Source organism: Exiguobacterium sp. s63, from assembly GCF_018617335.1.
GTDB lineage: Bacteria > Bacillota > Bacilli > Exiguobacteriales > Exiguobacteriaceae > Exiguobacterium.
The window spans coordinates 108,038-121,785 of sequence record NZ_JACSKB010000003.1; the positions used below are offsets into that span (position 1 = coordinate 108,038).

Consider the following 13,748-nt stretch of genomic DNA (forward strand, 5'->3'; position numbering starts at 1 on the left):
CAGACGATGTGTCTGCGGTTCAACATGTTATTTCTTGATGATGATCGATGAAGGAGAAGCGCCTTTCGTATACGTGATACGTTGGACGTTTTTTGCCCCGTGAATCTCGGCAAGGTTCTTCCCGTCAACAATCACTTCTTTCACCGTCGCACCTTTGAAGTCGATGATGGCACCGGCTTCTTTCGGTTTCACTTGAACGACGACGTTTTTCAATGGGTCTCCTGTCAATTCCGTGTATACGCCACGAACGAAGATTCCGTTTTTGAAGTTCGTGCCTTTTCCGATTGTCACGCCGATGTAATCCTCTTGAAGGACGAGGCGTGCCGCTGGATGATTTTCAACGGTATAGCGTGTCAATTCGACTTCAGGTTCTGGTGTGAAATCAATCTGTGCAAGGACCGGATCGTGGTCACTCGCGCGACCTGACATCTCAGTGAAGTCCGAGTTGACGTGAATCATATCAATCTTTGTAGAAGCTGCCAAGCGGTTCGAGACGAGGATGTGATCGAGTACTTGGGAGTTTCCTTGATACACATACGAGTAACGGTCAACAGCAGGGACCTTCTCGACCATGTTCGTCATCAAGTCGCCTTTGAAGATTTGGAGCGCATCCGAGAACTCGAAATCATTGAAGTCTCCGAGTGCGACAACGTTCGCTTCCGGGTTCTTCGTCTTCACGTCTGCCACGAAGTTGTGAACGACTTGTGCGATTTTCTTGCGTTGCACTTCACTTCCGAGTACGACCGGTTGTTGTGAGCCGAAGAAACCAGTGTCGCCACCTTTTGAGTTCCAGTGGTTCGCAATCACGATGACGTTCTCGCCTTGGAAGTCGAATTGAGCCGCTAGCGGTTTACGCGAGCGATCGAACGCTTCGTTTGTCGGGTCGATGCGTCCTGGGTTATACGTCAACTTGCCGTCAGCGTATCCGACAGCTGTCGTCGCATCACCGGCAGGCATTCCTTCTGTCAACGATACGCGTTCCGGATCATATAAGAAACCGACGCGGATATTGGCATCCGGTGCGCCACCATCTTGGTTGTTCTCAGGGTCGATGTTGACGTACTTGTACGTTTTCCCGCCGACAGCAACGATATTGTCGATTAAGCGTTGATAGCTCTGGTCAGCGGCAGAACCTGCCCCTTTGTCCTGTCCGTCGTTGTCTTGTACTTCTGTCACACCGATGATGTCAGGGCTGTTCAATTCGTTGACAAACGCTTTTGCCAATTTGAGTGCCTTCTCATCCGATGTTTCTTTGATGTTATTCGAGAAGTTCTCCAAGTTGTAAGAGGCGATCGTCAATTGATCTTCTTCTGCTTCGATGAACGTCTTCTCACGTTGCGCATCCCCTTTGACAAAGGCCGCTTTCATGTCTTCGAGCGACGCTTGAATCTTGTAGTTTCCGAATGAGTAGCCGACGACACCGACGATTGGTCCGTTGAAACGGTCACCTGTCGCCACATCGAAATCACGCGCTTCCGCGTTCGGCTCGAGACGGAACTGAATACGTTCTGGGTTCGCGTCGTTCTTTTTCAATAAGACGCCGCCATTGTATGTTTCTGTTGGCGTATCTTCGAGAACAGTGACCAAGTCACCATATTCCTGCGGTCCGACCGACTTCAAATTGTTCGTTTGAACGCGCATTCCTTCAAGGCTCTCCCAGAAGTCGATGGCGTCCTTCTCCGGGTTGAAGACGGCGAGGTTATCGCTGTCGATAAACTCGGTCGGGAGGTTTGAAGCATCAATTGTGATCGGTGTCGGAAGGGTCACGCCGCTCGCGACGACTTCGACTTTTCCGTTACGCGTATCGATTTGCGTCATCTTCATATCCGTCTGTTGGCGATCGCTGTATCCTTCAATCGCGTATTCGCTCACTTTTCCGTTCACTTTGACGAGGTCACCGACTTGAATACCCGCAATCGAACGTCCACCGTAAAGGACAATTCCTTCAGACGTACGTGCATCGTCATCAGCCTCAGCATCAGGTGTTTGAATGAAGTAATACGTTGTCCCGCTCGAGACGAACGTCGATGTGACGATTCCTTCTACGCCTTCAACCGTCTGTCCGTTCATCGGAGATGCATGGTTCGCTCCTTGGATGTCATGAATACGGATTTTATCTGTGATTTTATAAGAGAACGTGGAGACGGCGCTAAATGTGTCTCCTGTTTTCACGACCGTTTTCAACGTCGTCGAGTTTTCGATGTGGATTGGGTTCGCATATCGAAGTCCGTTCTCTTTCGGGTCAGAGCCGTCGAGCGTATAGAAGATCTCAGCGTCTGCTGTCGTTGTCGAGAGCGTGACGTCTTGTGCTCCGACGAATGTACCGGCACCTGGTTTTGCGACGGCGGGACGAAGAACAGACGTATCGATGACCGTGTCCGATGGATCGCGCGGGATGATCTGGTACGTATCGTCAAACTGTTGAACGATTCCCGTGATCGATGAATAGTTCACGTCCGTCTGTAAATCGAGGATGCCTCGCTCGTCGCGAACGATGAACTCCTTTGTTCCGTCGGTTGCTGTCAAGTTTTGGCCGCTACCTGTGAGCGTGACGTTTTGAACGGTGACGAGTTCTGATTCAACGTCCTCATTGATTTGTTCCCCTGTGACGACTTGGGCAGTCGGGAGCGTCGCTGCTTGTTTTGAAACAACGACAGCGCTGTTTAATTGAAGAAGTTCACGATATGAACCGACGACGCCTGTGACGACGACCTCGTCCCCAACGTTGACGGCAAGAGACGTCGGACGGATGGAAAGACCACCTGTCGCATCCTGAATCGAAATCGTGTTCGCCAATTTAGCCGTAACGACTCCTTTGACTGTGACCGTTTCATTTTCTGCTTTTGTTCGTGCATCAGCAATTGAAATCGGTGTGATCGGTGCAGGAGGTTCCGTTGTACCGCCGTCTCCGTATTCGACACCTTGGAATGTATGTTTTCCGAGGTTATCGAACGTGTCTTGTGGTGTCGATGTCCATTCCACAGCCGGGTCGAAGGCATCACTGCCATCACTGTCTCCCTTTGTAATCGTGTCTTTACGAATGAGCGATTGGTCAGCAGTCGCAACGGTCGTTCCCCATTTTGTTCCTGGATCGAATCCAAGTTGACCGAAGACATCAAGAACCGTGTCTCCTTTTTTCAAGATGATCGTGTCATCCCCGTTGAAGTTCGTCACGGCGCTCACCGTATTCGATTTTGCTTTCAATGCGTCCGATGCACTACCGTTCACAATGACATATGTAGCCCCTGGTGCGAGTGTGCCCGTCAAATTCAATGTGTTGCCGGCCGTCGTACCTCCGTTTGAATACAGTTCAATTTTGTAAGCAGAAAGGTCGATTGTCGCGTTCGTTCCGTTGAACAACTCGATGGCCTTGTTGTTGCTTGATCCTTCTACGTACTCCGAAATGAAAAGGTCTGATGCGTTTAATGTCTCAGCGTGTACGTTTGCCGCAATCGGTGTCACACTGCTGACGATGAGTCCAGCTGATAAGGCGAGGCCAGTGACTGCCTTAAATGATTGTGTTGGTTTCCCCATGTGTAAGTCTCCCTTAGATGTAATGGTCTAATCCGATTTCCCCAACTCATGTCGTCATAAATAAGTGAATTTATATCCTCCTTTTTCAAAAAAACGACATGATAGCGCTTACATTACTTTTCTTGTGACGAATCCCTTGAAAAATTATTCGTGTATTGTCAAAAATGGCACGTTCATTTCCCAAGTTTTTTACTACATGTTAAACATAACCAAGCAGACGTCAGAACTCAATCCACTAAATACGAAGTTATGATTACATTTTGATTACAAGGTGAATGTGGTCGGAAGAACTTGACGGTTGTCTCGATAACTTTTACACTCTTCTAATACGAATTAATTGTATCGGTTAAGTGTGAATTAAAAGGAGGCACTAATGAAAGCAGTCAACTACCCAGTCATTCCTGGAGCAGGTGCGTTTTATTATGAAGGAAACGAAATTGGTATTTTGCTTTGCCACGGCTTTAACGGAACACCTCAGAGTGTACAAGACGTCGGAATTGAGCTGATGAAGCAAGGGTTTACGGTCTATGCTCCTCGCTTAAAGGGACACGGAACAGACCCAGAAGACTTTCGATGCTCAACGCATCGATGTTGGTATAAAAGTGTGATTGAAGGAATTGAGCGATTGCGTGAATCTTGTCAGACAATCATTGTCGTCGGTCAGTCCATGGGTGGAACGTTGGCACTCAAGACAGCACTTGAAGGGAAGGCGGATGCGGTTGTGACGATCAACGCTGCGTTATCGGTGCCTGGGTATGCGTGTCATGCGGCGGATACCGACTGTCGATTTATCGATGAAGACGCGCCTGACATCTTGGCAGAAGATGTATATGAGATTGTCTATGACCGTGTGCCGACTAGGGCGATTCGGGAATTGCTTTCACTGATTGACGAGGTGCGACCGCACGTCGGAGCGGTTGATGTGCCGACGTATGTCATCCATTCTGCTGTCGACAACGTGGTTCCACCTTCCGACTCCATCTGGCTGTTTGATCAGTTACAAGGAACAAAAGAATACGCGGTGCTTCCGAACTCGTATCACGTCGCGACAATGGACCATGATTGGAAACATTTGTCGAAGCTGATCACGACCTTCTGTGAACAGGTTGGGGCGCGCCATCGAAGTGCAGTGTAAAAACTGCATTTTTTTGTGGACTGATTCTTTGCAAACGCTTGCACTAGTGCTATGGTAGATGTGAATCATACCTTATTGTAGGAGGCACGGTGCCGTATGGAGACGTTGTTCAGCCAAACGAAACAAACAGAAATCAGTCGTGTATGGTGGAAAGAGGCCATCGCCTATCAAATTTATCCACGGAGTTTTAACGATTCGAATGGGGATGGAATCGGTGACCTTCGCGGAATCATTGAAAAGCTCGATTACTTAGAAGACCTTGGAATTGATGTCATTTGGATTTGTCCGATGTACAAATCACCGAACGATGATAACGGATATGATATTAGTGACTATCAAGACATTATGGATGAGTTCGGAACGATGGAAGATTTCGATGCCTTGCTAGAGGCCGTGCATGCACGGGGGATGAAGCTATTGCTCGACCTCGTCGTCAACCATACGTCGGACGAACATCCATGGTTCCTTGAATCGAAAAGCTCGAAAGACAATCCAAAACGGGATTGGTACATTTGGCGAGACGGGAAAGATGGGATGCCGCCGAGCAACTGGGCGAGTATCTTTGGCGGGTCCGCTTGGGAATATGACGAACCGACCGACCAATATTACCTGCACGTCTTCTCGAAAAAGCAACCCGATTTGAATTGGGAGAATCATGACGTTCGAACGGCTGTCTATGACATGATCAACTGGTGGCTCGACAAAGGGGTCGACGGATTCCGTGTCGATGCAATCAGTCATATTAAAAAGATGCCGACGGAGACGATGCTCCCTTCTCCGGATGGAAAGCCGATCGTTACGGCCTTTTCGATGTATTCGAACATTGATGGAATTCATGAATATCTGCAAGAGATGAAGCGAGAAACGTTCTCTAAATACGACATTATGACCGTTGGGGAGACGAACGGCATTGAACCGGAAGAAGCCGACCAATGGATGGGACCTGAGAATGGTGCGATGAACATGGCCTTTCATTTTGATCATGTCGATATCATGCGACGGTCACGTCTTGCACCGCTCGATGTCGTTGAGTTGAAGCGAATCTTCGATAAGTGGCAACAAGGATTACGTGAGACAGGATGGAATGCCTTATACATTGAAAACCATGACATGGTGCGAGCTGTCTCGCTCGTCGGGGATGAGCATCATTATTGGCGTGAAAGTGCCACGGCGCTTGGGATGATGTACTTCTTCATGCACGGGACGCCATTTATTTACCAAGGACAAGAGATCGGGATGAAGAATGTGCCGCTCCCGTCCATTCATGACTATGATGATGTCGCGACAAAAAACGAGTACTTCGAACGGATTGCGAACGGGATGAGTGAAATCGACTCGATGCAACAAGTGTGGGGGACATCTCGTGATAACGTCCGGACACCGATCCAGTGGGATGCCTCACCATATGCCGGTTTCTCGACGACGACCCCATGGATGCCGATTCATGAAGAGTATGAGACGCTCAACGTCGAGGCGCAACAGAACGATCAACACTCCATCCTGTCGTTCTATAAGGAGATGATTCGTCTTCGCCGGGCCGAGGAGACGTTCACGTATGGTCGTTATCGCGACGTCTTGCCCGAGCATAAGCAAGCCTTCGTCTATGAACGTACGTTTGAGAATAATCGTTTCTTCGTGGTCGTCAACTTGACCGCCAATCCGGCAGAAGTGACCATTCCGGAAATTGCAGGTGCGACGCTTGTCATGACGAATGAGATTGACCCGGAAATGATAGATACGGAAACGTTCATGCTTCGACCATTCGCAGCACGGTTATATCGTTTATGATAGAGAGGTACCTTCTGAGGAGGGTACCTCTTTTGAATGAGAGGTGGGGGTGTGGATGCACACGATTGAATTTTCGAATGGAAACGATACGGTACAGATCGTGATTGTGAGTGCCAATCGCAAACATGTGACGTTAAAGATTGGGGAAAGCCGTATCGTGACATCCGTGACAGCATATCTCCGTTTCGGGGAAGCATTCGCGGAGGCTTTTCATGCTCTTCAAGGAACAGCGACACTTTGCGATGTGGACGAAAACGAGATCATCGACATCTTCTTTTCACGTCGAGGAGTACGTATTGAGTTTCGCGAGCCCCTTTCGATGCAGACATTGCAGACCGATCAAAGTTACATGACGGACCCAATACGACAAATCGGCATTTGGAATAGGCTGTGACAAATGAGGGAAAAGAGCATATGATAGAGATTGACTAAATGGAAAGGGGTGTCGGGTATGGATGGAACGAAACGTGCTGACATTCGCCCAGGACTCCACGTCCAAATCGTTTTGAAACAAGATCAACGAAGCGGGAAGCTGACGAAAGGCGTCGTTCAAGATATATTGACGAACTCGCCACGTCATCCGCACGGAATCAAAGTGCGTTTGAGCGATGGACAGGTCGGTCGTGTGAAAGTGATCGAAGCTGGAGGTGAGTAAGATGAGCGAGAAAAAACTATCTTTTCAAGAGGCGATGAAACAAAAGCTGGCAGAGAAGAAGCAAAATCAAACGAAGGTTCCGACGGGTTTACATGGTACAAAACAGAAACCGTTGACGAGCCAATTGACGAAAAAACCGAATAACCAGAAGAAACGTACTGGTATTTAAGCGCACAGCTACTCGAAAAGAGTGGCTGTTTTTTTGAATGTTCGTTTCATTATTATGAAATATAATCATGATTTAATATTTCTAAACATTTTTATGTAAGCGCTTTAAATGTTTATAAATAAGGAATCTAGCTTGTCTAATGTGAAATAAGAGTGAAATTACCTACAAAAAAATTATTGCTAATTGTCAGAATCTTTGTATAATTCAGAACTAAGACATCATAAAAAATCTCAACTTCAGATTTACACAACAGGGAGGAACTTATTCATGGAAGCGATTCAAGGTTTGCTACAGGGAAGCGTCGACTTTTTGAACAACATCTTATGGTCGTACGTATTGATCGCCGTGCTCGTTGGAGCTGGGATCTACTTCACGATCAGAACACGATTTATGCAATTCCGTTACTTAAAAGAAATGTTCCGGACGATCACAGATAAATCGGACGTGACGCCAGCGAAAGATGGTAAGAGTATTTCTTCAATGAAATCATTCTTTATCGGTGCCGCGACTCGTATCGGTACAGGTAACCTTGCCGGGGTCACGGTAGCGGTCACGCTAGGTGGACCGGGAGCGGTCTTCTGGATGTGGATCGTCGCCCTTCTCGGTGGTGCGACAGCCATGATCGAAAGCACGCTCGCTCAAGTATACAAAGTGAAAGACGATGTCGCGTACCGCGGTGGTCCGGCTTACTACATCGAAAAAGGTTTAAACAACCGTGCACTTGGAATCGTATTCGCGGTTCTCATTGCTGTCACATTCGGACTCATCTTCAACTCTGTTCAATCGAACACAATCGCTGCAGCATTCGATAATGCATTCGGAATCGATGCAGCAATCGGTGGAGCAATCTTGGTCGTTCTTACTGGTCTTGTCATCTTTGGTGGTGTGCAACGTGTCGCGAACTTCTCGGCAATCGTCGTACCGGTCATGGCTGTTCTCTACCTTGCCATCGCACTCTACGTTGTCGTTGTGAACTTCGCTGAACTTCCAGGCGTCTTCGCTATGATTTTCCAAAGCGCATTTGGTTTGAACGAAGCAGTCGGTGGTTCAATCGGTGCTGCGATTTCGATGGGTGTCCGTCGTGGACTCTTCTCGAACGAAGCAGGTATGGGTTCTGCACCAAACGCAGCAGCAGCAGCTGAAGTATCGCACCCTGCGAAACAAGGTTTCCTTCAATCACTCGGTGTATTCTTGGATACGTTGATCGTATGTACAGCAACTGCAGCAATCATCCTTCTCTCGGACAGCTACGCTGCTGGGAATGGTGAAGGGATTGTCCTTCTTCAAAACGCATTGACTGAACAAATCGGGGCACTTGCTCCAGCCTTCATCGCTGTCAGCGTCTTCTTGTTCGCCTTCAGCTCGATTGCAGGAAGCTACTACTACGGTGAAACGAACATCGAATTCATTAAGAAGAGTAAAGGTGCAGTTCTCGGATTCCGTCTTGCGACAATGGCATTCGTCTTCATCGGAGCGGTTGCAAGCCTCGGATTCGTTTGGAGTCTCGCTGACCTCTTCATGGCAGGGATGACATTGATCAACATCGCGGCCATCACATTGCTCGGTGGCGTTGCCTTCAAAGTTCTTAAAGACTACGAGGAGCAACGTGCTCAAGGTCTCAACCCACGCTTCTCGGCTCGTAAACTCGGTATCGAGAACACAGAGTGCTGGGACGTGGAAGAAGACGAAGTGGCACAAGGTACTGTTCAAGCAGCCGCTGCCGACTCTTCAAAATCTTAATTTTTGAAACGAAACAAACAGGGACCCTGCTAATCGGGGTCCCTGTCTTTTTATGCGTGATGACGCATCGGTTTGACGGCTTGATCCGTCTCTGATTTGTTCAAATATAAGTAACTTCCGGCGACGAATAAGGCACCACCGACAATATTTCCGAGTGTGGCGAAGAACAAATTATAAAGGGCACCGCTGAAGGTGATGAGGTCCGACGGTACATAGTGGAGCGCAAGGGCGAAGACGCCCATGTTCGCAATCGAGTGCTCGAATCCGGCGGCAAAGAATACAACGACTGGGATCATCGTCAGCATGATCTTTGCGACGTCGTTGTTTGATTTTAATGGCATGAAGATGGCCAAACAAACGAGCACGTTACATAGGATTCCTTTTAAGAATATGGCGAGGGCATCCCCACCGATTTTTTTTGCGGCGACGACGGCAAGCAAGTGGTCACTCGTCACTTCACCCATACTGTGAGCACCGATGACGAGCAGGGACAGAATGACGGCACCAATCAGGTTACCGACCCAACTGAGTCCCCATATTTTGACGAGGTCGAGCCAAGCGACACGTCCTCGTTTTGCACCGGTGTAGAGATACATCGTGTTACTCGTGAATAATTCTCCTCCCATCCAAACGATGAAGACGAGCGCGACTGAGAAACTGGCACCGGCGATGAGCATCGTACCAGGTGTGTCGATGAACATATTTCCGACAGTAAATGAAAAGACAACGCCAATCCCAATCAAAAAACCGGCGATGATGGATCGCAACATATATTGGGGAAATGAATGCTGAAGCAGTGACGATTTTTTAAACGCGGCTTCTTCCATATAATCGATGACTGGTTTTTCCATGAAAAAGACCTCCTTAGACCCTTTCAGTCTAGGAGGTTGACGTCGAGTTTGCAATTGTTTTCACAAACTTTTGAAAAGTTCTTATGAAACCGTTCACATTGTCGCCACGAGTTCGACTTTGATGCGGTCCGGGTCCTCAAAAAATAGTGCTGTATAGTTCGAGCCACCTGCGTGAGGAAAGCGGTCCGCATACAGTTCGTGAAAACCACGAGCCGTGAGCTGTCGTCGGATTTCTTCTAGTTGTGCGAGCGAGGATGCATGAAACGCCAAGTGGTTCAAGCCGGTTTTCTTCCGGTGATAGGGTGGCGTAAGATGATCCTCTTCCGTTTGAACGAACACAAGATATGTATCTCCGTAACGATAACTCCGTCCTTCCGGCCAAGATTGGTAGATTGTGTATCCAAGTTGTTCACAGAGAAGCCATTCCCAGGCACCTACACTCTTATGTAGATTCGAAACATAAAGCTCAACATGGTGAAGCATGAGAATCATCCTTTCGATGGACGTTTGAAAACGGTCCGTTCGGTATAATTGAACTATACAACGTATGGGGGAGGAAGCATATGGATCGGACAGGGCTCGTCTCGAATATTTTAATCGCTGGAAAGACCGGCGTTGGAAAGAGTGCGTTCATCAACTATATTTACGGACATGACGTCGCCGAATCGCGTGCCGGAAGTCCGGTCACGGCAGAAGGGCTTCACGAATACGAGTATTACGATTTAGAACGAGGTATTTTATTTCGTTTCTTTGATACATGGGGACTTGAAGCGGACCGGTCAGAGGAATGGCACCGCGCGATTCTATCCATCGTTCATGAGCGTGAAGGGGCGCTCGATATCGCAGAATGGTTTCACACCATCTACTATTTACTATCCGTACAGTCGGGACGTGTCGAGGCATATGAGCTCGAGGCGATTTTAAAGCCGTTATATGAACGTGGGAGCAACGTCACGCTCATACTGACCAACTTTAACGAAGACGACCCGATGAGTGTACAAAAAGCGGAGGCGATGGAACAGGTATTGTTACGTGAGCTTCCCATCGAAGAAGAGAATATCATTCGAGTCAATAGCGTCGAAAAGAAGTTACTGACGGGTAAGCGCGTCCCGGTGAGTGGATATGAGACTGTCTGGAGGCGGAATCGGACAAATTTATGGAGAGACATTGAACGCAAGCTTCCTATAAATCTGACCAACCATTTATTAGAGGAATTGGAGGAATGGCGAGTTCGTAGTGTCGCTTCAGCGGAAACCATTCGTATGCTGACTCCCCAAGTGATGATTAGCTGGAAAGCCCGAAAGATTGAAAAAGATTTAGAAAAAACACTCGAACAGGCTGCCGTGACGACGGAAGAGGCGATGGCAGAAGGGGTACGCCACTATATTCAACTCATGCAACGTTATCCTTTAGTCGGTGAGCAGGCAGACCGATTGTTTAAATCAAGACGTGTCGAACTTGGGTTTGACTATTCATTTGGAAAAACCATTCGGAAGATGGTACTTGGAATGATTCCTGGGGTACATTTCATCTACTGGGTATTCAAGCGTCGGACGGCAGAGCGAGGAATTAAAAAAGCGATTGAACAGCAATACGCATCCGTAAGACAAACGATTGAAGAAGAGATTCGACGTGGTTTTGAGCGCGAGATGCGTCAACTTGGTCGCACGCTCAACTCATAAGGGGGAGACTTGAATGGAATCGACGAAACGATTTAATTTTAAGGATTATGATGTAAAGGCGGAGCTTGAGCGACTACGTGGCAATGTCAAAAAGCCAAATATCTTGATTGCAGGGGCGACAGGAGCAGGGAAGAGCTCTGTCGTGAACTATGTGTTTGGACGTGATTTGACGAAAGTGGCAGCCGGGGAACCCGTCACACGAGGTATTCATCAATATAAGAGTGATGATATTGCAGTCACTTTATTCGATAGTGAAGGCTATGAAATCGGAAGTGCTAGGCAACAACATTACGAAGAAGAAGTCATCGGATTCGTGGAAAGTGCATCCCGGCAAGAGGCATCGGAACGAATCCATCTCGTTTGGTATACCATCAATGCTGCAACCAAACGTGTCACGCCACTAGACAAGACCCTGATTCGCCGCCTGCGTGAATCAACCGCAGTCGCTGTCTTATTCACACAAATTGACCAGGTTGATTTAGATGAACTGACGGCACTACGAAATGAACTGAATGGACTCGTTCCCGAAGAGGCCATATTCCAAGTCAGCATTTCTTCGGAAATATTGAACGATGAAGCATTGCGACAATACGTGGATTGGGAACGATTGATCGTATGGTCGGTTGAACAACTAGATGCTTCTTTGCAGGAAGGGCTTTTGATGGAGATTCACGCCGAGAGTGAAGCGATGCTCAAGTTAAAGCGTAAGAAGGCGAATCGAATTATTTCAGGCTATGTGGCCAGCGCGGGGACGGCCGCTGCAGTGCCCCTCCCCTTTGCAGATGCCGTTGCATTGACGCCGATTCAGGTGACGATGAGCGTCCATCTGTTTCGCTATTGGGGTGTCAAAGCGAGTGACGATTTACTGAAGACACTCATTGGAAGCACGATTATTCCACAAATCGGTCGTACCTTGTCGAAGACGTTACTGTTAAATGTCATGAAATTTTTCCCGGGAGCTAACGCGGCAGCCGGTGTCATCAACGCGACCGTCGCATCAGGAATCACGTGGGCAATCGGGCTCGCCATTAACGAAATCGCTTATCGGAACGCGCTAGACTCTTCGAAAACGATTGAACAATTGTTAAATCAAGAGTTCGGGTCATTGTTTGAACAGTTTTTGAAGCAGACTCCGAAGTCGGATCGACCCTCTTAACGTCTCCTGTTTGGTAGACTACAGGTAAGTGTAGAGAGGGGGAGAAAGATGAAAAAACGAATCTATATTACGCGTCGCTTGCCGGAAGAGGCAGTCGAACCGCTTCGTGATCGATACGATGTGCATATGTGGGAGCATGAGGGGGAAAGTGTGCCACGGGAGGTGCTACTAGAGGAAGCGTCATCTGCGCATGCGCTTTGGACGATGCTCAGTGATACGATTGACCGTGACGTGTTTGAGCGTGCCACGCATTTAGAGGTCGTCTCGAACTTGGCGGTCGGATATAACAATATCGATTTGAACGCAGCGAAAGAGCATGGTGTCATCGTCACGAACACACCGGATGTCTTGACGGAAACGACCGCAGATTTGACGTTTGGGCTCATGATGATGACGGCACGACGTCTCGGAGAGGCGGAACGTGATTTGCGCGCTGGTGAGTGGAAATCTTGGCTGCCGATGGGTTACGTTGGGATGGATCTCTATCAAGCAAAATTGGGTATCATCGGGATGGGTCGAATTGGTGAAGCGGTCGCACGTCGGGCACGCGGATTTGACATGGAAGTTCTATACCATAACCGGACACGACGCCATGAGTCCGAGTCGATGTACGGATTCACTTATGCAGAACTCGATGAACTATTGGCGCAATCTGATTTCGTCGTCGTTCTCGCACCGCTCACAGATGAAACGCGTGGTATGCTCGGAGCCGAAGAGTTTGCCAAAATGAAAGAAACCTCGATTTTCATCAATGTCGCTCGTGGAGAGATCATTGACGAACAAGCCTTGTATGAAGCGCTCGAGGCGAAAAAGATTTGGGGAGCGGGACTCGACGTGTTCACGAAAGAACCGGTCAACCTTGATCATCCGCTGTTGACGCTTCCGAATGTGACGACGTTGCCTCATATCGGAAGTGCCTCGATTCGAACACGTTTGGCGATGATGGCATTGAACCGAGATGCTATCACGAATGTGCTCGAAGGGAAAGAACCGAAGAATCGATTGACGTAACAAGAGCCTGACGCATGGCGTCAGGCT

At 48.3% G+C, this 13,748-nt stretch carries 12 protein-coding genes; 9 read left to right on the forward strand and 3 right to left on the reverse strand.

Features of this window, described 5'->3' with window-relative positions; translation table 11 throughout:
* Positions 1-27 precede the first annotated feature (27 nt).
* A complete protein-coding gene (locus KNO90_RS10965; protein ID WP_214742509.1) occupies positions 28-3,534 on the reverse strand; it encodes a lamin tail domain-containing protein in 3,507 nt (1,168 codons plus the stop codon).
* 373 nt (positions 3,535-3,907) lie between these two features.
* Here KNO90_RS10965 and KNO90_RS10970 point away from each other — a divergent pair, with 373 nt between their 5' ends.
* The 6 genes from KNO90_RS10970 (at position 3,908) to KNO90_RS10995 (ending at position 9,021) form a co-directional block, all read left to right on the forward strand.
* Positions 3,908-4,669: an alpha/beta hydrolase gene (locus tag KNO90_RS10970; protein WP_215113598.1), complete on the forward strand. Its 762-nt coding sequence runs from the start codon at positions 3,908-3,910 to the stop codon at positions 4,667-4,669.
* A 132-nt stretch (positions 4,670-4,801) separates the two neighbouring features.
* Positions 4,802-6,457 carry a glycoside hydrolase family 13 protein gene (locus KNO90_RS10975; protein ID WP_215113686.1) on the forward strand — a complete coding sequence of 552 codons (1,656 nt, stop codon included), beginning with the start codon at positions 4,802-4,804 and terminating at the stop codon, positions 6,455-6,457.
* Positions 6,458-6,512: 55 nt separating this feature from the next.
* Positions 6,513-6,851 (forward strand): hypothetical protein, encoded by a 339-nt coding sequence (locus tag KNO90_RS10980; RefSeq protein WP_215113599.1) that lies wholly within the window; start codon positions 6,513-6,515, stop codon positions 6,849-6,851.
* Between the two features lie 57 nt (positions 6,852-6,908).
* Positions 6,909-7,112, forward strand: coding sequence for a YwbE family protein (locus KNO90_RS10985; RefSeq protein ID WP_015880320.1), 204 nt, complete (start codon positions 6,909-6,911; stop codon positions 7,110-7,112).
* A 1-nt stretch (position 7,113) separates the two neighbouring features.
* A complete protein-coding gene (locus tag KNO90_RS10990) occupies positions 7,114-7,281 on the forward strand; it encodes a hypothetical protein (protein ID WP_015880321.1) in 168 nt (55 codons plus the stop codon).
* A gap of 267 nt (positions 7,282-7,548) precedes the next feature.
* Positions 7,549-9,021 (forward strand): alanine/glycine:cation symporter family protein, encoded by a 1,473-nt coding sequence (locus KNO90_RS10995; RefSeq protein ID WP_214742512.1) that lies wholly within the window; start codon positions 7,549-7,551, stop codon positions 9,019-9,021.
* Positions 9,022-9,071: 50 nt separating this feature from the next.
* Here the strand turns inward: KNO90_RS10995 and KNO90_RS11000 are convergent, their stop codons facing one another.
* The gene (locus KNO90_RS11000) at positions 9,072-9,872 is read right to left on the reverse strand and encodes a formate/nitrite transporter family protein (protein ID WP_215113600.1); all 801 of its coding nucleotides are present in this window, start codon (positions 9,870-9,872) and stop codon (positions 9,072-9,074) included.
* A 93-nt stretch (positions 9,873-9,965) separates the two neighbouring features.
* A complete protein-coding gene (locus tag KNO90_RS11005; protein ID WP_215113601.1) occupies positions 9,966-10,355 on the reverse strand; it encodes a VOC family protein in 390 nt (129 codons plus the stop codon).
* Positions 10,356-10,435: 80 nt separating this feature from the next.
* Between KNO90_RS11005 and KNO90_RS11010 the strand changes: the two genes are divergently transcribed.
* Genes KNO90_RS11010 through KNO90_RS11020 form a run of 3 tightly spaced genes read left to right on the forward strand, consistent with a single transcriptional unit; the run spans position 10,436 to position 13,721 of the window.
* Positions 10,436-11,554, forward strand: a complete 1,119-nt coding sequence (locus KNO90_RS11010; RefSeq protein ID WP_215113602.1) for a GTPase — start codon at positions 10,436-10,438, stop codon at positions 11,552-11,554.
* A gap of 13 nt (positions 11,555-11,567) precedes the next feature.
* Positions 11,568-12,710: a YcjF family protein gene (locus tag KNO90_RS11015; RefSeq protein WP_215113603.1), complete on the forward strand. Its 1,143-nt coding sequence runs from the start codon at positions 11,568-11,570 to the stop codon at positions 12,708-12,710.
* 48 nt (positions 12,711-12,758) lie between these two features.
* The gene (locus KNO90_RS11020; RefSeq protein WP_215113604.1) at positions 12,759-13,721 is read left to right on the forward strand and encodes a 2-hydroxyacid dehydrogenase; all 963 of its coding nucleotides are present in this window, start codon (positions 12,759-12,761) and stop codon (positions 13,719-13,721) included.
* The last annotated feature ends 27 nt before the right edge of the window (positions 13,722-13,748 follow it).

Coding starts and splice junctions, on each gene's coding strand:
- KNO90_RS10965 (WP_214742509.1), bottom strand. CDS start 3,534: ATGGGGAAACCAACACAATCATTTAAGGCAGTCACTGGCCTCGCCTTA.
- KNO90_RS10970 (WP_215113598.1), top strand. CDS start 3,908: ATGAAAGCAGTCAACTACCCAGTCATTCCTGGAGCAGGTGCGTTTTAT.
- KNO90_RS10980 (WP_215113599.1), top strand. CDS start 6,513: ATGCACACGATTGAATTTTCGAATGGAAACGATACGGTACAGATCGTG.
- KNO90_RS10985 (WP_015880320.1), top strand. CDS start 6,909: ATGGATGGAACGAAACGTGCTGACATTCGCCCAGGACTCCACGTCCAA.
- KNO90_RS10990 (WP_015880321.1), top strand. CDS start 7,114: ATGAGCGAGAAAAAACTATCTTTTCAAGAGGCGATGAAACAAAAGCTG.
- KNO90_RS10995 (WP_214742512.1), top strand. CDS start 7,549: ATGGAAGCGATTCAAGGTTTGCTACAGGGAAGCGTCGACTTTTTGAAC.
- KNO90_RS11000 (WP_215113600.1), bottom strand. CDS start 9,872: ATGGAAAAACCAGTCATCGATTATATGGAAGAAGCCGCGTTTAAAAAA.
- KNO90_RS11005 (WP_215113601.1), bottom strand. CDS start 10,355: ATGCTTCACCATGTTGAGCTTTATGTTTCGAATCTACATAAGAGTGTA.
- KNO90_RS11010 (WP_215113602.1), top strand. CDS start 10,436: ATGGATCGGACAGGGCTCGTCTCGAATATTTTAATCGCTGGAAAGACC.
- KNO90_RS11015 (WP_215113603.1), top strand. CDS start 11,568: ATGGAATCGACGAAACGATTTAATTTTAAGGATTATGATGTAAAGGCG.
- KNO90_RS11020 (WP_215113604.1), top strand. CDS start 12,759: ATGAAAAAACGAATCTATATTACGCGTCGCTTGCCGGAAGAGGCAGTC.